Genomic DNA, 20,701 nt, shown 5'->3' with positions numbered 1-20,701 from the left:
ATCGCTTATGCCCGATCGAGTCCTGGGTCGTCCTTCTGCACAAAAACAAAAGCCGGCGCAGCGGAGTAAGCAACTCCACAACGCCGGCCAGGCAAACAGACTGCAACCTTAAACTGCGACCACACTCCTGCGCGGCGACAAGGCCGAAACCACAAAACTAACCACAATATTAGCGGCCAACGCGATCAAGCCGATATAAAGCGGCCACGTGGCATTGCCGATATGCAGCGCAAATACCGGCTTGAGCCCTTGCGAAATAGCCAGTCCCGTGCCAATCACGATCCCGACAAGCCAGCCGAGGAACAAGCCCGGCGTATTCAGACGGCGCGTGTACAAGGAAAACACGATGGCCGGGAAAATCTGCAAAATCCAGACCCCGCCCAGCAGCTGCAAATCAATTGCATACTGCGTCGGCAAGAACACGATAAACAACAGCGCACCGAACTTCACAACCAGCGAAGCCATCTTCGCGGTCGATGCTTCCGCCTCAGGCGTGATATTCGGCGAGACGAGAGGGCGCCACAAATTGCGCGTGAACAGATTGGCCGCGCCAATCGACATGATCGCTGCAGGCACCAACGCGCTAATCGCAATTGCCGCGGCCGCAAAGCCGACGAACCACGACGGGAACAGCGTATTGAAGAGTGCCGGCACCATGTCGGAGGCGGACTTCACATGCACGCCGGCCGCAATCGCCATATAGCCGAGCAACGCAATCAGCCCCAGCAACAGCGTGTACGCCGGCAGGAAAATCGCATTCTTGCGCACCGTGTTCGCCGACGAGGACGACAACACCGCCGTCATCGTGTGCGGATACATGAACGCCGCCAAGGCCGAACCCAAAGCAAGCGACGCATACGCGGTGAACTGCGTCGGCTTCAGGATGATGCCGGTTGCGCCGCCCTTGGCCTTGAAATATGTATCGGCCGCATCGAACACGTGCGCATAGCCGCCGAGCTTCGCGGGAATCAGCCAGACCGCCGCGATCACGACGATATAGATCATGATGTCCTTGACGAAGGCAATCATCGCCGGCGCCCGCAAGCCGCTTGCATACGTGTACAGCGCAAGAATCACGAAGGCGACGATCAGCGGCATTTCGCCGGTCACGCCGAGCCCCTTGATCACCACCTGCATACCCACCAGCTGTAGCGCGATATACGGCATGGTGGCGACAATGCCGGTGATCGCGACCGCGGCGGGAAACCACTTGCCGCCGTATTCACCCTGCACGTAGTCCGCCCCCGTGATGTGGTTCTTCGCCTGAGCGATCTTCCACAGCTTCGGCATCACCGCGAATACGAACGGATAGACGATGATCGTGTACGGCAGCGCGAAGAAGCCATATGCGCCCACCGAATACACCAGTGCAGGCACCGCGATCACGGTATAGGCGGTATAGAAGTCGCCGCCCACGAGGAACCACGAAATCAACGTGCCGAACTGGCGGCCACCGAGGCCCCATTCGTGCAATTGCGTCAGGTCGCCCCGCTTCCAGCGCGCGGCAAAAAAGCCGATCACGGTGACGAGAACGAAGAAAGCGATAAAGACGGTCATCGCGACCGGGTTCACGGGATTCAGATCGCTCATTTGACACCTCGGTACACGACGTAAATCAGCAGCGAGGTCAACGGAACCCACAAGAACTGATACCAGTAGAAGAACGGAAAGCCGGCGAACGAAGGACGCGTGTCGTTATAGAACGGCAGCCAGAGCAACGCGATATACGGGATCAGCAAGATAAGCCAGAGCCATGAACGGCCGGCGGATTGGGAGGTCTCCACAAACTTCTCCTAAGTCTATTATTGAAACCGCGCGCCATGACTTGTGGCCGGGCACGCGGAAAACCGGTTACCTGATATTAGACGGCAAAACCGGCGTGTGCTCTTTGCACCGCGGCAGAACGCGGCAGCTGAACACGGCCTGACGGATGGAACATTCATACGAATGAGCACCGGCCTTACCGCCAGCCAGACCCGCATCGTGCGGATACCCCGCACGCGCCTGCAGGCGCGGTACGTCGCGGGGATGTAGTATTCGCCTTCGTGAACGTCCTTACAAGCGCGCAACTACGTAAGCCGGCTACGTAATACCACGTAGTCTGTCGGCCGTCCCTTCAACGATGAAACTCAAAGCAAAGATTGTCCTGCTGGCGATCGTGCCCTTTCTGGCGGCCATCGCCAGCATTGAAACCGGTGTGCGCGAGGAAGCCACCGCGCTCGCCGAGACGCAGCACGCGACCACTCAGGCCGCGTACATGGCCAGCAAGGAAATTGAACTCAAGCATTACGTCGAGCTTGCCACCACGGCGATCGCCCCGCTCTACGACGCCGGCGGCGATAACGCGCGCGACGATGCGATGCTGCGCACCCGCGCGCTCGACGTCCTTCAGAAAATGGACTTCGGCAAGGATGGCTACTTCTTCGTCTACGACATGCACGGGCGTTCGCTGATGCATCCGCGCGAGCCCGACCTGGTCGGACGTGACCTGTGGGATCTGCGCGATCCGCAAGGCACGTTGACGATCCAGCAACTGCTCGCCGCGGCTTCGCGCGGCGGCGGTTATGTGCGTTATGTGTGGCATCGTCCGTCGACGGGCAAGCTCGCGTCGAAATTGGGCTATGTGGTGCCGCTCGAACGCTGGGGCTGGATGATCGGCACCGGCATCTATCTCGACGATGTCGACGCCACGCTCGCGCATATCGACCAGGGCGCGGCGGCCAACATCGATCGCACGATGCGGTGGATCGACGCCATCGCGCTCGCCGGGCTCGCCGTGATCGCGTTGTGCGCGCTAGTGCTCAACGTCACCGAATATCGCAGCGCCGATGCCAAACTGAAACGGCTCGCGCAACAGGTGGTCGACTCGCAGGAAAACGAACGGGCGCGACTGTCGCGTGAATTGCACGACGGCATCAGCCAGATGATGGTCTCCGTGAAGCTGCTGCTCGAATCCGCGTTGGCGCGCTTCGAACGCAGCGAAGTGCGGGTGCCCGCAGCGGAAGCCGCGCTCTCCACCAGCCTCACCCGCCTCGGCGATACGTTGCGCGAGGTGCGCCGTATATCTCACGCGCTGCGTCCGTCGATGCTCGATGACCTCGGTGTCGCGGCGGCCCTGGAACAGCTCACGCGCGAGTTGAGCGACGAGTCCGGAATCGAGATCGGTTTCACGCAAATCGCCCACACGAACGCCCCGGTCTTACCCGAGGCGGTCAACACGGTCCTGTTCCGTATCGCCCAGGAGGCGCTGACGAACATCGTGCGCCACGCACAGGCATCGAGCGCGGCACTGGCGCTGGAAACATCGAACGATGCCGTGACGTTGACGATCTCGGACAACGGGCGCGGCTTCGACGTGGCGCACGCCTTCGTCGGCCGGCGCTCCGGTGTCGGTCTGCGCAATATGCGCGAGCGCCTCGAAGCGCTGGGCGGCAAGCTGTCGCTCAGCTCGCAGCCTGGCCACACGCACGTGAGCGCACGCGTGCCGCTGGAAACGCACGAACCTCAATTGGCCGCCTTGCAGGAACGCCGACCATGAATGACGCCTCAACCGCCGCCGCACGCCTGGTTCTCATCGACGATCATCCGTTGGTCCGCGACGGTTTGCGCGCTCGTCTCGAAGCGGTGCGCAACATCGAAATCGTCGGCGAAGCGGGCAATGCGCAGGAAGCGCTCGCGCTCGCGGCCAGTCAGGAACCGCATCTGGTGCTGATGGACGTCGGCATGAACGGGATGAACGGCATTGCTCTGGCCGGCATGTTTCATGAGCGCTTCCCGGCGATACGCGTGCTGATGCTCTCCATGCACGACAACCTCGAGTACGTGACGCAGGCGGTACGCGCCGGCGCCAGTGGCTACGTGCTCAAGGATTCGCCCGCAACCGAAATCATTCAGGCGATCGGCGCGGTGCTCGAAGGCAGGACGTTTTTTAGCGCGGGGCTCGGTGCGCGTTTGATTCAGGCCTCGGCCATGCAGTCGCCCATTGAACGGCTCACGCCACGCGAACGCGATATTCTCGATGCGCTGGCGGAAGGTCTGTCGAGTAAACAGATCGCTCAACGCAATGAGCTTTCGGTGCGCACGGTGGAAACACACCGGCTGAATCTGAAACGCAAGCTCGATATCGAAGGTCAGGCTGAACTGATCAAGTTTGCCGTCGAGAACCGGCGTCAGAACCGGTGAGATAACCGCGCAACCGCGCCACCGCTGCATAATCTCCCCCAGCTAATCGAGAATCAAAGCCGTCTATCCCACGCTCAAAATCCCGGAGCCGAGACGATGAAACGCCCGATCCGCCTCAAGCTGGCAACCCTGCTCCTCAGCGTGGCCTCGCTGCACGCTCACGCAGAAGCGCAGCGCCTCAATCGCGGGCACGACCCCTTCTTTCAGATATCCAAAGCGATCAACGATTGTCCGGTGCCCTTAGGCCCGCTCGAGACCGAACAGGAATGGCTCGACGACAGTCATTACCGGATCGAGCGCGGCAATAGCTGCTGGGTGGAAGGACGTTGCCGCCTGTCGAACGCGTATCTGTACGACACGGAGATCGTCGAGGCCGTGCAACGGCGTCTCACCAACATCAATTACGTCACCCACTGGCGCGAGCAGTCGACACTATGGCTCACACTGCAACGCCGTTTCATCTACGTGCAAGGCTGCGTCGCGCCCGGCTTCGATAAACAGACGTTCCTCACTGAACTCGCGAAAACCGCGGATGTGGATCGTGTGATCGATGACACTACAACCAATCCGCGCGCGGCATCGCTGCCCTATAAAACGCTTGCAGATCCGGACAAACCCGCAGTCGCGCCGGGCAACTAGCCCCACACAGAACCGCGCGAAACAGCGAACGAGAATGCACTCCGCGTGATATTGCCTATCACGCTTAGCGCCTATATCGGCAATCGAACATAGCAACGCAGAAATCAATCTTTCGCCATCCTGACGTCATTGCTAACATCGGCGACCCGACATATCCGGTCACTACAACAATGACAACTCAGAGATCGCAACGCCCCAGTTTTCGTCTCGGCATGATCGGCGCGGCCGTCGCCAGCCTTGTCGTGCTCGCTTCCTGCGGCGACGACAATCTGCCTCAGCCGACAGCGCCCGCGCCCGTGGTCGCGCAGAAACGCCCGAACATTCTGTACATCATGGCCGACGACCTCGGCTATTCCGACATCCATGCGTTCGGCGGTGAAATCAATACGCCCAACCTCGACGCCCTGGTCCAGTCGGGCCGCATCCTGACGAATCACCATACCGGCACTGTCTGCGCGATCACGCGTTCGATGCTGATCTCCGGCACCGATCACCATCTGGTCGGCGAAGGCACGATGGGTGTGCCCACCGACGAACGCAAAGGCCTGCCCGGCTACGAGGGCTATCTGAACGACCGCGCGTTGTCGGTCGCGCAATTGTTGAAGGACGGCGGCTATCACACCTACATGGCCGGCAAGTGGCACATCGGCTCGGGCATCGTCGGCAGCACGACGGGCGGCGGCCAGACGCCGGACCAATGGGGTTTCGAGCACAGCTACGCGCTGCTCGGTGGCGCCGCGACCAATCACTTTGCTCACGAACCGGCGAACTCGCAGAACTACACTGAAGACGGCAAATACGTGCAGCCCGGCCAGCGTGGACAACCTGGCGGCGCAGGCGGCAGCCCCGCCGTGTTCTATTCGACCGATTTCTACACGCAACGCCTGATCTCGTACATCGACTCGAACAAGGGCGACGGCAAGCCGTTCTTCGCCTACGCGGCCTACACGTCACCGCACTGGCCGCTGCAAGTCCCCGATCCTTATTTGCACAATTACGTCGGTAAATATGATGCTGGCTACGACGTGATCCGCAACGCACGGATCGCACGGCAAAAAGCGCTCGGCATCATCCCGAACGATTTCGCGCCTTATGGCGGCGCATCGGAAACACTAGTAGCAACAGCGGCCACGGCAAACAACGGCACAGCCAATGCGAAGTATGTGAATGCCGTGCATGGCGCCACGCAGGGTTATACCGACTACGGCCCCGGCTACGTGAACAAGACGTGGGCCAGCCTCTCGCCCGCCGAGAAAAAGGCCCAGGCGCGTTACATGGAAATCTATGCGGGCATGGTCGAGAATCTCGATCACAACATCGGGCTGCTAATCCAGCATCTCAAGGACATTGGCGAATACGACAACACCTTCATCATGTTCCAGTCGGACAACGGCGCAGAAGGATGGCCGATCGACTCCGGCGCGGACCCGAGCGCTACCGACACCGCCAATGCGGCGGACCCGGTCTATTCGGCGCTCGGCACCGACAACGGCAAGCAGAACGCGCAACGCCTGCAATACGGTTTGCGCTGGGCCGAAGTGAGCGCCACGCCGTTTCGTTTGACGAAGGGCTATTCGGGCGAAGGTGGCGTGTCCACGCCATTGATCGTCCACTTGCCGGGACAGACCACGCAGAAGCCCACGCTGCGCGACTTCACGCACGTGACCGATAACACTGCCACGTTCCTCGCCGTCGCACGAATTTCACCGCCTGCGCAAGCCGCGCCGCCATTGATCAATACGCTCACCGGCGTCGACCAGAATAAGGGGAAGGTGGTCTACAACAATCGCTACGTTTATCCGATCACGGGGCAGTCGCTGTTGCCTTTGCTGAACGATCAGACCACCGACGCCGTGCACACTGCGTCGTTCGGCGACGAAGCCTACGGCCGCGGCTACCTGCGCAGCGCCGACGGCCGCTGGAAAGCCTTGTGGACCGAGCCGCCGCTGGGCCCGGTGGATGGTCACTGGCAACTGTTCGACATGAGCGCCGATCGCGGCGAAACGCAGGACGTGTCGACGCAGAATCCGTCAGTGGTCGACGGACTCGTGCAACAGTGGAACAACTATATGAGCAGCGTCGGCGGTGTCGAACCGTTGCGCCCGCGCGGTTACTACTGAGCACGCCATGTCCGTCCGATTCAAGCTGAAAGGCACCGCGGCGTTGTATGGCATCTATGCCGCGATCGCCACGGTCGCGTTTGCCGCCGCCTTTAGCGCCGCGATGGCCGCCTCGGCGGCATGGAGCGGCACGAGGCAAGACACGTTCGATGATCTGAACCGCTCGCGCGCCTTAGTGGCGCTCGGCACCGAACCGCAATGCGAGCGCTATGCCGGCCTGCCCACGCGCTGGCGCGACGATCCGAAAGCCGGCATGGTGCATCTGCACGGCGGCAACTTCGTGTTCGGCAGCAAGCTCGGTTATGAAGACGAGCGCCCAGCGGGCGACGGCAAAACCCACGTCGCCGGTTTCTGGATCGATCAGACCGACGTGACGAACGCGCAGTTCGCCGCCTTTGTTAAGGCCACGGGTTACGTCAGCGATTCGGAGCGCCAGGGCGGCGCCGTGGTCTTTCATACGCCGACACGCGAAGAAATGAACGCGCGTGATCTGGCATGGTGGACGTGGGTCAAGGGCGCCGCGTGGAATCATCCGACGGGGCCTGGCAGCAATCTCGACGGCCGCCTGAACCAGCCGGTGACGATGGTCACGCAAGCCGACGCGCTGGCCTATGCGCGCTGGCTCGGCCGCGATCTGCCGACGGAAGCCGAGTGGGAATACGCGGGCAAGGCCGGCCACGAAGGCGCGGACCTCGACACCGCGCCACGTGACGAACGCGGCAAGCCGGGTGCGAATTACTGGCAAGGTGTGTTTCCCGTGCTGAATACCAACGAGGACGGGCACGTCGGCCTCGCCCCGGTCGGCTGCTATGCGGCGAATGATTTCAAACTCTACGACATGATCGGCAATGCGTGGGAATGGACCAAGGACGTCTACAGTGGTCCGCATCAATCGCATACCAATGGCGATACAGCGGCGGTCGCACCGCTCAGCCGCAAACACGACACGCCGATGGTCATTAAAGGCGGCTCGTTCCTCTGTTCGCGCGACTATTGCGTGCGCTATCGCGCGGCGTCCCGCGAACAGCAGGAAGCGGACTTACCGGCCTCGCATATCGGCTTTCGCACGGTGTTGAGGGATGCATCATGAAGTCCCACACGTTCATCATTGCGGCGCTGCTGATTGCGGCTTCATGGGTCCAGGCTGCCCAGGCCACCGCATCGCAGGCCGTCAAAATCGGCGTGACAGCCGGCGCTCACGCGCAGATCATGGACGAAGTGAGGCGTGTCGCCGCAACGCGAGGCCTTGCGCTCGATATTGTCGTCTTCGACAAGCCCGAGGGCATCGACGCCGCGCTCGCCGCGAAACAGATAGATGCAGCGAGCTTCGAGGACGGACCGAGCTTCCTGAGCCAGCGCAAACAACACAGCTATGCCCTAACGAGCGTGGCGACCACTGTGACGTTTCCGATCGCGCTTTACTCGCGCAAGTTGACGAACCTCGGCCAGTTGCAACGCGGCGCAACGATAGCGATTCCCGACGACCGTGAAGGCACCGCGCGCGCCTTGATCCTGCTGCAAAACTTTACGCTGCTGAGGTTCAAGGACAGCGCCGGCTTACACGCCACGCTTGCCGACATCACAAGCAACCGGTTGAATCTGAAGATCCTTCAGGTGCCGCATGCTCGCCTGTTCGACAGTTTGAATAGCGTGGCTTTCGCCATCATCGATAGCGACGACGCGGCACGCGCGGGTCTCTACCCTGCCCGTGACAGCCTCGGTCTCGAAGACGCGCGCTCGCCCTACGCCAACGTGTTGACCGTGCGCGACGGCGACTGCACTCAGCCATGGGTCGCGCAACTGGTTGGCGCCTATCACTCCCCTGAAGTCGCACATTTCATCCTGACGCACTACCAGGACTCGGTACGCCGACCATGGTGAACGCGTTTTCGTATGCGTGTTCGGCGTGCGGTAAATGCTGTAACAGTCCACCGGCGATGTCGTTGCCGGAGCTGTTCCGGCATCGCGATCTGTTCATCGGCTGCATTGCGATTGGGCGCGTGCCACGCAAGCGATTGCATGAAAAGCTTCGCGTCGGCAAACACGAAGCGATACTCGACGACGTGAATATCGCCGCCTTCGATGCCATTGCGGATACGCTTCTGTATCGCGCGGGCGACACGTTCAGCATCACGGCGCAGGGCTACGACTACCCATCTCTTGCACGCTGCCCAGCGCTCCAGGACGATGGCCGCTGCGCAATTCACTTCCACGGCAAGCCGCTCACGTGCGAAGTGGTGCCGCTCGATCCGCTCGTGCCGGATGCGCTTCAACACCTGGTATTGGCCGGGCGCAACCAGAGCGCCATCTATCTCGGCGCCGATTGCATTCAGGAAGGCGAACACGGCGACACCCCGCTGTTGGTCGCGCAAGGCCGCATTGAAGACGCGAATGCGAGAGATGTACTCGCACGCCGCCGTGCCTCGCTCGCGGCCGAGCGTGAGGTATGGGGCAGAGCTGTCTTCGAGTCGCTCCGCAAAGATCTGTTCGACTCGCCCGCAGCGTTTTCGCGCATTCCCGCAGGCGGCTTCCTGACGATTTCGATTGTGCCGGCGCTGCTAACCGTTGCAGGAGTATCGGCACGCTGCCGTGAATGGTGTCTCGACTATATCGACAAGCAGCTCGTTTTAATCGACCGTTGCATTACGCAAGCGCTACTACGTCGCCGGCTGGATGACCGCCCGGTTACGCAGGAATTGCGGGGTTTCGCCAGCGCTTATCAACGCGCGAGAACAATTCTTGCCGTGCCGGTCTCCGCGGGTGAGCACAGCAATGAGCCGTCTCACGTATCGGATGTCGAAACGTATCTCAGTGGCGCCGGCCGCTAGTCACCGGCATCACAGCTGCGTATCCAGCAGCGGCACGAACTTCTCGATCAGCTTTTCGGAGAACGGCCGCCGCATCCACGCATCGAGCGTGATCTGCTGTGACCGCTTGATATCGTCCGCGAAGACGGCGGTTTGCTGCCTCGCGAAGTCGCGGTTGTAGATATTCAGGTTCGCTTCGTCATTGAGCTTGAACGAACGGCTATCGAAATTGGTGGAACCGACCGAGACCAGATATTCGTCCACCACCAGCAACTTGCAGTGAAACATGGTCGGCTGATACTCGAAAATCTCGACGCCGGCTCGCAACAAGTCGCCCCAACAGGCACGCGACGCTTCGCGCACGGTATGGGTATCGATGCGCTTTCCAGGCGTGATGATCTGTACTTTCACGCCGCGCTTTGCTGCCTCGACAATCGCATTGATCGTCAGCTTGTCCGGCACGAAGTAGGCACTCGCCAGATGAATGGAGTGAGTGGCCGCGGTAATCGCCATCAGATACATCAATTGCATGTCGTCGCTGCCGCCCGAAGGCGAGCTGCTGAACATATGCGCAAGACCATCGCCGACGGCCTCGACTTCCGGAAAGTAATCGGCCCCATGCAGAACATTGCCGGTCGCTTTGACCCAGTTGTCCATGAATACGGCCTGCATATGGCCCACCACGGGCCCGGCTACCCGGAAATGGGTATCGCGCCAATGCTTTGCGTCTTGCGCGTGGCCGGTCCACTCAGGCGCAATGCCCACGCCGCCGGTAAAGCCGATATGTCCGTCGATCACCAGCAGCTTGCGGTGAGTGCGATCGTTCATCCGTCCCAGACCGGTCCAGTGCGGCTTGTGATACTGGATCACTTCAGCGCCCGCATCGCGCAGAATGTTCAGATAACGCTTGTCCATTTTCGACGAGCCCACCCAGTCGAGCAGTACGTGCACGGCGACACCTTCCCGTGCTTTATCCGCCAATGCCTGGGCGATCTGCTCGCCGATCTCGCCGGACCAGTAGATGAATGTTTCAAACGTGATGGTTTTGCGCGCGGACCGAATACCTTCGAGCATCGATGGAAAAATATGCTCACCGTTCAGCAGCATCTCGAAGCGGTTCCCGGAGATGACGGGCGGCCCGAGCAGCAGCCCCATGGAACGGAGAAATTGCGGATCGTGGCTCGCGTAAAGCCGGTCGATCTTATGTTCGATCTTTTTCTCGCCACTCGACAGATTGGCAATCACCAATACGATAACAAGTGTGACAAAGGCGGTAATTGCAATCGTCAGCATGCGTGGCCTCAATGCTAGTCGGCAAGACGCGCAAAGGTCGGCGCCCCGCGGTTTGCGGTTTGGGGAAAGCGCCCGGACCTAAAGCCCGGGCTTTACAACCCAAAACAGGACGCATTGCGCGTGCCCGTTGCCTCACAACCCTAACGGACCAGTGAGTATGCTTCCCGGCTGGCGATTTCTCCCGCGCCATACACGCCGACCACGGTATAGTCCGACGCCACGCATTCAAACGTCGAGTCCTGAAATGTGATGACAAAGTGGCGTTGTGCGGGCCCGTGCGAAGCAACGGCCGAAATTTCGGCGGCCAATGACGAATTCATTACTTCGTGAACCGAATACCCGCTGAGCCCTTGCGACGCGAGTGGATGAATCTCGAGATCGAGATCGCCGGGCGGCCCTAATCGGTGAAACACGGCATCGGGAAATAGCACCGTGCAAAATGGATCGTCGTCGGAATCGAATGGGCCGAACCGCTCGAAGTCGGATTCAGCAATCGGATAAGCCAGAATGACCCGGCGATCGCTGGCGACAATGAAGGGCTCGGCAGCGTCCGCAGCCGGATGAGGAACGGAGTCCAGCAGGACGACGTGGTCTTCCTGCCGGGATGAATCGAGCGTACCGGTCATCTACTTCGCGACTCCGTTACGCTCACGCGACGGCTTGCACCGTCGGGGTTTGCGGCGCTGCGGCAGCGCTCGTCGCAGCGGCTTTACGTTGACTACCCGCCTTGCGGCCAGGGGCTTTCCTTGCCGCAGCAGTCTTCTTCACTGCGGCCTTCTTTGCCGCGGATTTCTTTACTGCCGGCTTGGCCGCGCTTTTCTTTGCCGCGGCTTTTTTAGTCGCCGTTTTCGACGCTACTGCCTTTTTCGCCTTCACTACTTTCGTAGCGGCGACGTTCTGGGTAGCGGCGGCGCCATCGATCAGGAATTTGCTGCGGTCTTTGACCGTTGCAAGCCATGCCGGCGCCGGACCGCGTCCGCTCCAGGTGGCGCCGGTTTTTGGATTGAGGTACTTGGCCGGCTGCGCGCCTTTAGGCTGACCTTTGCTCGCCGCTTTAGCGTGAGTGACTACTGCCTTTGCCGTTGATTTCAGTTCGCTCGCGCCGTCGACCAGGAATTGAGCACGGTCTTTGACCGCGGCAATCCAGGACGGTGCACGGCCATGGCCTGTCCAGGTTGCACCGGTTTTATGGTCGCGGTACTTCGGCGGCGTCTTGCCTGCGCCAGCGGCTTTTGCCTTGCCACCTACTGCATGGCCATTCAAGCCCTGGGCGGCGCGTCTCGCCTTTGCCTTGGCTTCGATATCGGCAGTAGTCAGTCCGTGCTTAAGCATCAGGTCGCGAATCTGGTCGACCGCGACTTGTGCTTTCCTGGCAATCAGGACGTCGGCTTGTGCCTGGAGCTTCTTAAGCTTTGCTTGGATTTGCTCTAACGTTGGCATTTGATTGCTCCTTGTGTGGTAATCGATCGAACTATGCCATGAATAGCGCGAGAAAGGCAGATCTATAGGGCTATAACAACATCAGAATTACACGAAAAACGCATCCAGTGGAGTACGAACCTTTCGAGTCCACTACCGATAGCCCTATTCTTTAGTCTTTCCTTTTGCCGACCGCTCGCTTAAATGGGAGTAAAGACGACGACCTGGCGGTCGGCGATATACCTCACGCTGCGCATAAATCGGTACTGTTGATCGTCGGCGGTTATCCGGTTGAGTCCCAACTGCGTCAATGCCAGCATCTCGTCGGCCTGAAAAGCGGCGACTACGCCGTGATCCGTCAAATCCTCCAGTGTGCCGGACGGATCGCCGACATAAACACTGCGCACCTGTGTGCCGATGCGCATCAGAACCACGCTTTCTCCTTCGTCGAGCGCCAGTTCGAGATAGCCGGCAAGCGTTCGTAATGAATCCGGCGTGCAAGCCTGGGCCTGATAGATCGCAGCGTTCGATGGCGTCATTTCTGTTTCCCCGTCACCCACGTCAAGAAAAGCCGGCCGCTGTGCAATGCGGCAATTGCCGCTTCTACTATAGGCGCGCATCCGTGGATTCAAAGGGCGGCCGTTCATTTTTTTAGCCCGTAATCCGGCGTAACCAATCTCGCGGCGCTGTTTCACCTGTCTGCGCACTGTCCTTTTACACTCCAGACTGTACTGGGAAGCAAAGCAGTGGCAACCCAGTCGCATTCGGATGGTTTTGGAAACTCAATAGCAAGGTACTTTCAGATGAAAGCTGGTTTTATCAAGGCCGCCCTCGCGGCGGTTGTACTGACTTCGGCCACGGCGGGCACGGCGAACGCGGCCGGCTGTATGAAAGGCGCTGTGGTGGGCGGGGTTGCCGGCCACTATGCCGGGCACCACGCGGTGGTGGGCGCGGTGGGCGGGTGCCTGGTGGGAAGACACATGGCTAAGAAGCAGGCGGAAGAACGGGCCGCGCGACGGCAGGCCGTGAAGGTGGAATAGCCCAGCCGGTTCACGCGATCCGCAGTCCGCAAGCCGGCAGAATCTCCTGCGTAGTCACGAAACGGTGCTGCTTGACGGCATCGTGAAAGCGCCGGTAATCACTTTTCTCAAAGGCTTCGCTCCAGCGCGGGCGGTCGCCGGAATCGTCGTCGGACTGCAAACCGGTTGCTTTGTATTTCCAGGAACCGAGCCCCTTGGGCACATAGTCCGGAACCGGCTCTGACAGGCCCGGAATGGCATCGGTTTTCACCGCTTCGCAAAGGGTCTGCAAACGCTTGCTGTCGTCCAGGTTCCGGTTGGTGTCGAGAAGCCGGGTGAGCGCGGCGTTGACATCTGCCGGCAGACCGGGTTGGTATTCAAAGTCTTCCCGCCCCGCGACATAACCGCGCACCGCGCGGCACGTCATCTCGGCCGCCTGCATGAACTCCGGCAAATTGTGCCTTTTAACGGCCACATTTCTGCCGTCGACGTAATGCCATTTCGCCCACGGCTGATCGGGATAATGCAAAGCGGCGCCGTGACCCACGGGCAATGCAAGCGTCAGCACATCTTCTTCAATGCGCTCGACCAGATGCCGCGTAGCGCGGGTAAGGCGGACTAGCCAGCCTTCCCGTGTGCAATCTTCCGCCTCCAGCATATGAACGCGGTTCATCGGACTTTCGATACCGGAGAATCCCTGATGCGCCCATGTGTCGACGTAAGTGTGAAGCGCCACCCCCAGGCGGTGCAATGCCGTGTCGGTGCCCCGCTGCCGGATTGCCCGGCGAACCACCTCGCGAGCAACGGCGCTATCCGGCCGGCATACCGCCTTCTCGTCGAGTGTCTCCCCAACGCCGGCGGGAAGAAAATGAAATGGCGTCCACACCAGCCGGTTCTGGTCGTTTTCCGTATTGGTATAGTCGAATAGCTTGTGCGCGGTGGCGAAGCGCTCAAAAGTCTCGCCGCCCTGAAAACGCAGTATTCCGGAAGTGGTCGCATCGTCGACGTACTGGCAGGCGTGCGCCACTGTAACTGCATCGGCCGCTGTCATCCCGCCGACACGGGCGACGATATAGACCACACCGTAGTGAAAGTCGATGTTCATGACAGGCGCTCCTCGCGCAACGAATGACGGCCGGATCTTTCGGAATGCGCAGGACGGCTATTGCAGCGCCGACGCACCCGTAGAAGGTAAACGACTAAAAGCGCGAGTCTTTGAAAAAGACGCCGCCCGCAAGCGTGAAGCGCGTGAGTCACGCAGCCGCCGGTCATATCAGATGATGAATCCGCCGGGTCGACGCCTATGGTGAATAGCGTGGCCCCGGCATTAACGTCGTTTTCACTCTCGCGGATGTGTCGATGCTATTCGCGCCAGCCAGGTAAAGCCAGAACTTCTCTTCCTCTAGATCTTCTGGAATTACCCGTCGATCGAATAGATGCAGTAGCCCAGAAAAAGAAAAACCCCGCTCGGGTTATCCGGAGCGGGGTTCTGTCTCATGGGCCTGGCGCCGTATTACTTGACGATACCAACCAGTTCGACTTCAAACGTCAGGTCGCTATTGGGCGGAATCACGCCGACACCGCGATCGCCATACGCCGTGGCCGCCGGGCAGGTCAGCTTGGCTTTACCGCCAACTTTCATTTTCTGCACGCCCTGCGTCCAGCAGGGAATCACGCGATTGAGCGGAAAGGTTGCCGGGCCGCCATGCTTCGCCGAGCTATCGAACTCGGTGCCGTTGGCGAGCGTGCCCCGATAGTTGACCTTCACGACGTCCTCAGCGGCCGGCTGAGCACCCGTGCCCTGCGTAAGATGTTCAACGATTACGCCGGAAGGCAGCTTCTCAGTGGTGGACGCGGCCATTACCGTCGAGGACAGAACAGCTGCGGCAACCAAAGCAACGACAGATTTCAAAGCGGATTTCAAAGCGAATCTCCTGGTGGGTAGTGCGTGTCATTGTAGCGGATGGCAACTTGCGGGGGCCGCCGCTCAACGATGCAGACTATCGCAGAGGCAATGGCACTGGGCGGCGCAGCGGGTGGCACAAGGAATGCTACTTCCTTGGAAACGTCACGAACGGAAGGCCCTCTCGTCCCGGCAACAGCGCGCGTACGCCCGATGCCTATATGACTCGACACGATTTCCCTTACCGGCGGCTACGATGACCCCTGAACACCTGGAACCGGAACTCGTCGTTGAAGACGTCGCTGGACGCTCCTGGATGAAGCGGTTGGGGCCCGGCCTGATCACCGGCGCCGCGGACGACGATCCGAGCGGTATCGCCACCTATTCGCAGGCCGGCGCGCAGTTCGGTTTCGGACTGTTATGGACGTTGCTGATCACTTACCCTCTGATGGTGTCGATCCAGCTCGTCAGTGCGCGCATGGGGCGGGTAACGGGCAGAGGACTCGCCACCAATCTGCGCCATCACTACCCCGCTCCGCTTTTGTATCTCGCGGTACTGGTTCTACTCGCGGCGAACACCATCAATATCGCGGCCGATCTCGCGGCAATGGGCGCCGCTGCCAAACTGGTGATCGGCGGCCCGGTTCAACTCTACGTCGCGCTGCTCGGCACAGCGTCGCTGCTGATGCAGGTATTCATTCCATACGAGCGCTATGCGAGCGTTCTGAAATGGCTGACGCTTACGTTGTTTGCCTACGTCGCCATCATCTTCGTGATTCCGATCGACTGGAAAGCCGTCGGCCTGAGTATCGTTAAACCGCCGATTCAATTCTCCGGCGGCTATCTGACCACCGTGGTTGCAGTACTCGGGACGACGATCAGTCCATATCTGTTCTTCTGGCAGGCGTCGCAGGAAGTCGAGGAGATCCGTTCGAAACCGGCAGAGCAAGCGCTATTGCGCGCGCCGATGCAGGCCTCCGCCCAACTGAAGCGAATCAACATAGACACGTGGGTCGGCATGGCGATGTCGAACAGCGTGGCGTTTTTCATCATGCTCACCGCCGCGGCTACACTGCACGTGCATCATATCGAGGTAAAAACCACCGCCGATGCCGCCACTGCGCTCAAGCCGATTGCCGGCAACCTGGCCTTTGCGCTGTTCAGTCTCGGCATCATCGGCACGGGTCTGCTGGCTTTGCCGGTGCTGGCGGGTTCGGCCGCCTATGCGGCAGCGGGCACGATGAAATGGCGCAATAGCCTGGCGCTGCAGGTGAATCTCGCGAAGCAGTTCTATGGTGTGATCGCCGTCGCGATTGCCGGCGGCATTGCGCTCACGTTCATGCGGCTCGATCCGATCAAAGCGTTGTATTGGAGCGCGGTGATCAATGGCGTCGCGGCCGTGCCGATCATGGTGCTGGTGATGGTGATGGCGGCCAGCCCCAAGGTCATGGGCCAGTTCGCCGTGACCGGCTGGTTGCGCTGGCTCGGCTGGCTCGCCACCGTCGCAATGGGCTTGGCGGCCGTCGGCATGTTCTGGCCGACGTGATGGCGCGCGCGGGCTTATTCGACGTGATAACGCGCGGATTTATTCGACACCTTCGCAGCGGCGTGCGAATCCGATGCTAAAGGGCGCTCTCGATGACTGAGCCCGACGATTCCGACGACAACGCCATTGCAGCCTCCTCTGTTTCGTCCGAGCGACGTCGCGCTCCACGGCCGCGCCGGATTCCGAAGAGCCGCGAGCAGCAAGCGCGGCTCGACGCACGCGAACCGGCTTTCGAACCGCTTCCATTTGCCGTCGACGAAGCCGCGGCGCGCCGTCCATTCGCCGAGAGGCTCGACGCATGGTTCGAAGCGCGGCGCTGGCAGCCATTCGACTTTCAGCGCGAGGTGTGGCGAGAGATCGGCCGCGGCGCGAGCGGTTTGTTGCACGCCACCACGGGCGCCGGTAAAACGTGGGCGGTCTGGTTCGGCGCCCTTGCCGCCTTCGCTGCTGCATCGCCCTCTGCATCGAAGCGCACGCCGCGCACGCAGCCCGAACCGCTCACCGTCTTGTGGGTCACGCCGATGCGCGCGCTCGCCGCAGACACCGCGCGCGCCTTACAGAGTTCGGCGGCCGAGCTCGCCGTGCCATGGAGCATCGGGCTGCGTACCGGCGACACCTCGTCAGCGGAACGCGCGCGGCAGAACCGGCGCATGCCGTCGGCACTCGTCACCACGCCCGAAAGCCTGTCGCTGATTCTCACGCGGCCCGATGCGCGTGAGGTCCTCTCGCAGGTTCGGCTGGTGGTCGTCGACGAATGGCATGAGTTGCTCGGCAACAAACGCGGCACGCAAACGCAACTCGCGCTCGCGCGGCTCGCGCATTGGCGGTCCGAACTGCAGGTGTGGGGATTGTCCGCGACACTCGGCAACCTGCCCTTCGCCGCCGACGTCCTGCTCGCGCCCGTAAAAACGCCGCGCGTCAGCGTGCACGGTGCGCTGCCCAAGGCGCTGATCGTCGATACCGTGATTCCCGAGACGATCGAACGGTTTCCGTGGGGCGGCCATGTCGGCATGCGCCAGGTGGGTGCCGTGGCCGATGCGATCAGCGAGGCACAGACCTCGCTGGTTTTCACCAATACCCGCTCGCAATGCGAAGTCTGGTATCAGGCGCTACTCGACGCGCGGCCCGAATGGGCCGGCCTGATCGCGTTGCACCACGGATCACTCGACCAGGAAGTGCGCGAATGGGTGGAACGTGGTCTGAAGAGCGGCATGCTGAAAGCGGTTGTGTGTACGTCGAGCCTCGATCTCGGGGTCGATTTTCTTCCTGTGGAACGCGTGTTTCAGATCGGTTCGCCGAAGGGTGTCGCACGTCTGATGCAACGGGCGGGACGCTCCGGGCACGCGCCGGGCCGTCCTTCTCGCGTGACGATCGTGCCGACGCATGCGCTCGAACTCGTCGAAGCTGCCGCAGCGCGCGAAGCCGTCGAAAAGCGTCAGATAGAAGGCCGCGAAACACCGGAGAAACCGTTCGACGTGCTCGTGCAGCATCTCGTCACCGTGGCGATCGGCGGCGGCTTCGATGCGCGGGAACTGTATGGCGAAATTTGCGGCACCTATGCGTACCGGCAACTGACGCAGGAAGAATTCGACTGGGCGCTCGGTTTCGTCGAAGGCGGCGGCACGGCATTGCGCGCGTACCCCGACTACCATCGCGTGGTGCGCGAAAGCGATGGACTGTACCGCGTGCCGCGCGAGGATCTGGTACGCCGGCATCGCAACAACATCGGCACGATCGTCGCGAACGGCACCTTGCACGTTGCTTATCTGTCGGGCGGCCGAATCGGTGCAATCGAGGAATCGTTTATCTCGCGATTGAAGCCGGGCGACATCTTTACTTTCGGCGGACGTGCACTCGAATTGATTCGTGTGCAGGATATGACAGCCTGGGTGCGGCGCGCCACGTCCTCACGCGGAGCCATGCCGCAATGGGCGGGCAGCCGCATGCCGCTTTCTTCCGAACTCGCTGACGCAACACTGACGATGCTCGCGCGCGCCGCGGACGGCATCTACGACGAACCGGAAATGCGCGCCGTGCGGCCGTTGCTCGAATTGCAGCAGAAGTGGTCGGCGTTACCCGAGCCGGGCGTACTGGTGGTGGAACTGGTGAAATCGCGAGAAGGACACCACTTCTTTTGTTATCCGTTTGCGGGGCGCACCGCGCATATCGGTCTGGGGGCGTTGCTCGCATGGCGGGTGGCCCGTGACAAACCCGGCACCTTTTCCATTTCCATGAACGATTACGGGTTCGAGTTGTTGTCCGCGCAACCATTCGACTGGATGGCGGCGTTGGAGAGCGGGCTATTGTCGCTCGATGAACTCGAACATGACATTCTTGCGAGCCTCAATTCATCCGAACTCTCGATGCGGCGCTTTCGCGAGATCGCGCGCGTGTCGGGGCTGGTGTTTCAAGGGCATCCCGGACAGCAGAAAAGCGCGCGGCAGTTGCAGGCTTCGAGTGGCCTCTTCTACGAGATTTTCCGCAATCACGATCGTGGCAATCTGCTGCTCAATCAGGCTGACACTGAAGTATTGCTGCAGGAACTCGATGCACAGCGTATTCGTATCGCGCTCGAGCGCATGAACGCAAGCCGCGTGGTCGTCACCCGGCCGAAGAAGCCAACGCCGTTCGCTTTTCCGCTGATTATCGGACGCCTGCGCGAGAAGGTCAGCACGGAGAAGCTCGCGGATCGCGTCGAGCGGATGCTGGCCGAACTCGAGAAGGCGGCGCGGACATGAGCCCTGCTTCGTTGCCGGTTGAAATCGCCGGGCATCCTGTCGTGCTGTCGAGTTTGCGCGCGATGTTCGATCCGGCGCTGCGCTGCCTGTTTGTCGCCGATGCGCATTTCGGCAAGGATGCCGTGTTTCGCGCCCGCGGGATTCCGGTGCCGGTCGGTTCGACCGCCGACAATCTCATGCGCCTCGATATCCTGATCGCCGCGTTCGAGCCGGCCATGCTGGTGTTCCTGGGTGATTTATTGCACGCCCGCGAGGCGCATGCGAAGGAGACGCTCGACGCGTTGCATGTCTGGCGCGCGCGGCATGCGGGGCTGCGGGTGGTGCTCGTCGAGGGCAATCATGACCGGCATGCGGGTGCGATGCCGGCTTCGCTGGGTGTCGAGTACGTGCAGGAGCCGTGGCGCATCGGGCCGTGGGCGCTGTGTCATTACCCGCAACGGGTGCCGGGCGCGTATGTGCTCGCGGGGCATGTTCATCCCGTCTATCGAATCACGACGCGCAATGATTCGGTGCGTGTGCCGTGTTTCCGATTTGGGACTGCGTGTGGGGTGCTGCCGGCCTTCGGCAGTTTTACCGGGGGCGCGCGCGAAGATGGCTGGGTTGCCGGAGAGAGGGTTTTCCTCGTCGTGCAGGAGAAGGTGATCGAGGTTGCACGGTGAAGGTTGGGGGAGCGAGCGGACGTTGATCTGTCCGCTCGTGCCGTTTCGGTTTGGGCATATCTCTGCGCGGGCGACCGGGTTGTCGGCCGCCACGCGCTGAGGGGTGTTAGCTGCTGGTGTTAGCTGGTTTAGTGGCCATGGCCACCGCCGTAGCCGCCACCATGTCCGCCACCGCCGAAGCCACCGCCAAAACCGCCTCCGTGACCGAAGCCACCGCCGTGGCCGCCGTTGCCCTGGCCTCCACCGCCTTGACCACCGTTGCCCTGGCCTCCACCGCCTTGGCCGCCGTTGCCCTGGCCTCCGTTGCCATGCCCGCCGTTGCCTTGGCCTCCACCGCCTTGGCCGCCGTTGCCCTGACCTCCACCGCCTTGACCAC

Annotated in this window: 20 protein-coding genes; 11 read left to right on the top strand and 9 right to left on the bottom strand. The window is 61.1% G+C overall.

Features of this window, described 5'->3' with window-relative positions:
- Positions 1-108 precede the first annotated feature (108 nt).
- Positions 109-1,590 (bottom strand): monocarboxylate uptake permease MctP, encoded by a 1,482-nt coding sequence (gene mctP / locus PQR53_RS03470; RefSeq protein ID WP_408451192.1) that lies wholly within the window; start codon positions 1,588-1,590, stop codon positions 109-111.
- Complete coding sequence (locus PQR53_RS03465) at positions 1,587-1,784, bottom strand: DUF3311 domain-containing protein (protein ID WP_093634922.1); 198 nt, start codon at positions 1,782-1,784, stop codon at positions 1,587-1,589. Before PQR53_RS03465 ends, mctP begins: the two co-directional genes overlap by 4 nt.
- A 338-nt stretch (positions 1,785-2,122) precedes the next feature.
- Between PQR53_RS03465 and PQR53_RS03460 the strand changes: the two genes are divergently transcribed.
- The 7 genes from PQR53_RS03460 (at position 2,123) to PQR53_RS03430 (ending at position 9,769) form a co-directional block, all read left to right on the top strand.
- A complete protein-coding gene (locus PQR53_RS03460; protein WP_408451191.1) occupies positions 2,123-3,538 on the top strand; it encodes a cache domain-containing protein in 1,416 nt (471 codons plus the stop codon).
- Positions 3,535-4,182, top strand: coding sequence for a response regulator (locus PQR53_RS03455; RefSeq protein WP_408451190.1), 648 nt, complete (start codon positions 3,535-3,537; stop codon positions 4,180-4,182). Before PQR53_RS03460 ends, PQR53_RS03455 begins: the two co-directional genes overlap by 4 nt.
- Before the next feature lie 96 nt (positions 4,183-4,278).
- Entirely contained in the window at positions 4,279-4,821 is a 543-nt protein-coding gene (locus tag PQR53_RS03450; RefSeq protein WP_408451189.1) for a hypothetical protein, read from the top strand.
- Positions 4,822-4,991: 170 nt separating this feature from the next.
- Entirely contained in the window at positions 4,992-6,941 is a 1,950-nt protein-coding gene (locus PQR53_RS03445) for an arylsulfatase (RefSeq protein WP_408451188.1), read from the top strand.
- Positions 6,942-6,948: 7 nt separating this feature from the next.
- Positions 6,949-8,031: a formylglycine-generating enzyme family protein gene (locus tag PQR53_RS03440; RefSeq protein WP_408451187.1), complete on the top strand. Its 1,083-nt coding sequence runs from the start codon at positions 6,949-6,951 to the stop codon at positions 8,029-8,031.
- Positions 8,028-8,822, top strand: coding sequence for a MetQ/NlpA family lipoprotein (locus PQR53_RS03435; RefSeq protein WP_408451186.1), 795 nt, complete (start codon positions 8,028-8,030; stop codon positions 8,820-8,822). The genes PQR53_RS03440 and PQR53_RS03435 overlap by 4 nt, the downstream gene beginning before the upstream one ends.
- Before the next feature lie 56 nt (positions 8,823-8,878).
- A complete protein-coding gene (locus PQR53_RS03430) occupies positions 8,879-9,769 on the top strand; it encodes a hypothetical protein (RefSeq protein ID WP_408451185.1) in 891 nt (296 codons plus the stop codon).
- A 9-nt stretch (positions 9,770-9,778) separates the two neighbouring features.
- Here the strand turns inward: PQR53_RS03430 and cls are convergent, their stop codons facing one another.
- From cls to PQR53_RS03410, 4 genes are all read right to left on the bottom strand, one after another.
- Positions 9,779-11,041, bottom strand: coding sequence for a cardiolipin synthase (cls, locus tag PQR53_RS03425; RefSeq protein ID WP_408451184.1), 1,263 nt, complete (start codon positions 11,039-11,041; stop codon positions 9,779-9,781).
- Positions 11,042-11,181: 140 nt separating this feature from the next.
- Complete coding sequence (locus tag PQR53_RS03420) at positions 11,182-11,667, bottom strand: hypothetical protein (protein ID WP_408451183.1); 486 nt, start codon at positions 11,665-11,667, stop codon at positions 11,182-11,184.
- Between the two features lie 22 nt (positions 11,668-11,689).
- Complete coding sequence (locus tag PQR53_RS03415) at positions 11,690-12,481, bottom strand: H-NS family nucleoid-associated regulatory protein (RefSeq protein ID WP_408451182.1); 792 nt, start codon at positions 12,479-12,481, stop codon at positions 11,690-11,692.
- Between the two features lie 179 nt (positions 12,482-12,660).
- Positions 12,661-13,155 carry a hypothetical protein gene (locus PQR53_RS03410; protein ID WP_408451181.1) on the bottom strand — a complete coding sequence of 165 codons (495 nt, stop codon included), beginning with the start codon at positions 13,153-13,155 and terminating at the stop codon, positions 12,661-12,663.
- 108 nt (positions 13,156-13,263) lie between these two features.
- On the opposite strand from PQR53_RS03410, the gene PQR53_RS03405 reads away from it, so the two are divergent.
- Positions 13,264-13,500 carry a hypothetical protein gene (locus PQR53_RS03405; protein WP_408451180.1) on the top strand — a complete coding sequence of 79 codons (237 nt, stop codon included), beginning with the start codon at positions 13,264-13,266 and terminating at the stop codon, positions 13,498-13,500.
- A 10-nt stretch (positions 13,501-13,510) separates the two neighbouring features.
- Here the strand turns inward: PQR53_RS03405 and PQR53_RS03400 are convergent, their stop codons facing one another.
- On the bottom strand, positions 13,511-14,584 hold the full coding sequence (locus tag PQR53_RS03400; protein WP_408451179.1) for a DUF6765 family protein: 1,074 nt from the start codon (positions 14,582-14,584) through the stop codon (positions 13,511-13,513).
- Positions 14,585-14,992: 408 nt separating this feature from the next.
- A complete protein-coding gene (locus PQR53_RS03395) occupies positions 14,993-15,340 on the bottom strand; it encodes an FKBP-type peptidyl-prolyl cis-trans isomerase (RefSeq protein ID WP_408451689.1) in 348 nt (115 codons plus the stop codon).
- A gap of 298 nt (positions 15,341-15,638) precedes the next feature.
- Between PQR53_RS03395 and PQR53_RS03390 the strand changes: the two genes are divergently transcribed.
- The 3 genes from PQR53_RS03390 to pdeM all read left to right on the top strand — a co-directional run bounded on the left by PQR53_RS03390 (position 15,639) and on the right by pdeM (position 20,325).
- Positions 15,639-16,928 carry an NRAMP family divalent metal transporter gene (locus tag PQR53_RS03390; RefSeq protein WP_408451178.1) on the top strand — a complete coding sequence of 430 codons (1,290 nt, stop codon included), beginning with the start codon at positions 15,639-15,641 and terminating at the stop codon, positions 16,926-16,928.
- A gap of 92 nt (positions 16,929-17,020) precedes the next feature.
- The gene (locus tag PQR53_RS03385) at positions 17,021-19,666 is read left to right on the top strand and encodes a ligase-associated DNA damage response DEXH box helicase (RefSeq protein WP_408451177.1); all 2,646 of its coding nucleotides are present in this window, start codon (positions 17,021-17,023) and stop codon (positions 19,664-19,666) included.
- Positions 19,663-20,325 (top strand): ligase-associated DNA damage response endonuclease PdeM, encoded by a 663-nt coding sequence (gene pdeM, locus PQR53_RS03380; RefSeq protein ID WP_408451176.1) that lies wholly within the window; start codon positions 19,663-19,665, stop codon positions 20,323-20,325. Before PQR53_RS03385 ends, pdeM begins: the two co-directional genes overlap by 4 nt.
- A 106-nt stretch (positions 20,326-20,431) precedes the next feature.
- Here pdeM and PQR53_RS03375 read toward each other — a convergent pair.
- Positions 20,432-20,701: hypothetical protein (locus PQR53_RS03375; protein ID WP_408451175.1), on the bottom strand; the 270-nt coding region annotated here is incomplete at its 5' end.

Source organism: Paraburkholderia fungorum, from assembly GCF_046027605.1.
GTDB lineage: Bacteria > Pseudomonadota > Gammaproteobacteria > Burkholderiales > Burkholderiaceae > Paraburkholderia > Paraburkholderia fungorum_F.
This window is presented reverse-complemented; position numbering and strand designations above follow the sequence as displayed.

What these genes read in the sequence shown, in the direction of transcription:
- mctP (WP_408451192.1), bottom strand. Translation starts at nt 1,590, where the DNA reads ATGAGCGATCTGAATCCCGTGAACCCGGTCGCGATGACCGTCTTTATC.
- PQR53_RS03460 (WP_408451191.1), top strand. Translation starts at nt 2,123, where the DNA reads ATGAAACTCAAAGCAAAGATTGTCCTGCTGGCGATCGTGCCCTTTCTG.
- PQR53_RS03455 (WP_408451190.1), top strand. Translation starts at nt 3,535, where the DNA reads ATGAATGACGCCTCAACCGCCGCCGCACGCCTGGTTCTCATCGACGAT.
- PQR53_RS03450 (WP_408451189.1), top strand. Translation starts at nt 4,279, where the DNA reads ATGAAACGCCCGATCCGCCTCAAGCTGGCAACCCTGCTCCTCAGCGTG.
- PQR53_RS03445 (WP_408451188.1), top strand. Translation starts at nt 4,992, where the DNA reads ATGACAACTCAGAGATCGCAACGCCCCAGTTTTCGTCTCGGCATGATC.
- PQR53_RS03440 (WP_408451187.1), top strand. Translation starts at nt 6,949, where the DNA reads ATGTCCGTCCGATTCAAGCTGAAAGGCACCGCGGCGTTGTATGGCATC.
- PQR53_RS03435 (WP_408451186.1), top strand. Translation starts at nt 8,028, where the DNA reads ATGAAGTCCCACACGTTCATCATTGCGGCGCTGCTGATTGCGGCTTCA.
- PQR53_RS03430 (WP_408451185.1), top strand. Translation starts at nt 8,879, where the DNA reads ATGTCGTTGCCGGAGCTGTTCCGGCATCGCGATCTGTTCATCGGCTGC.
- cls (WP_408451184.1), bottom strand. Translation starts at nt 11,041, where the DNA reads ATGCTGACGATTGCAATTACCGCCTTTGTCACACTTGTTATCGTATTG.
- PQR53_RS03420 (WP_408451183.1), bottom strand. Translation starts at nt 11,667, where the DNA reads ATGACCGGTACGCTCGATTCATCCCGGCAGGAAGACCACGTCGTCCTG.
- PQR53_RS03415 (WP_408451182.1), bottom strand. Translation starts at nt 12,481, where the DNA reads ATGCCAACGTTAGAGCAAATCCAAGCAAAGCTTAAGAAGCTCCAGGCA.
- PQR53_RS03405 (WP_408451180.1), top strand. Translation starts at nt 13,264, where the DNA reads ATGAAAGCTGGTTTTATCAAGGCCGCCCTCGCGGCGGTTGTACTGACT.
- PQR53_RS03400 (WP_408451179.1), bottom strand. Translation starts at nt 14,584, where the DNA reads ATGAACATCGACTTTCACTACGGTGTGGTCTATATCGTCGCCCGTGTC.
- PQR53_RS03395 (WP_408451689.1), bottom strand. Translation starts at nt 15,340, where the DNA reads ATGGCCGCGTCCACCACTGAGAAGCTGCCTTCCGGCGTAATCGTTGAA.
- PQR53_RS03390 (WP_408451178.1), top strand. Translation starts at nt 15,639, where the DNA reads ATGACCCCTGAACACCTGGAACCGGAACTCGTCGTTGAAGACGTCGCT.
- PQR53_RS03385 (WP_408451177.1), top strand. Translation starts at nt 17,021, where the DNA reads ATGACTGAGCCCGACGATTCCGACGACAACGCCATTGCAGCCTCCTCT.
- pdeM (WP_408451176.1), top strand. Translation starts at nt 19,663, where the DNA reads ATGAGCCCTGCTTCGTTGCCGGTTGAAATCGCCGGGCATCCTGTCGTG.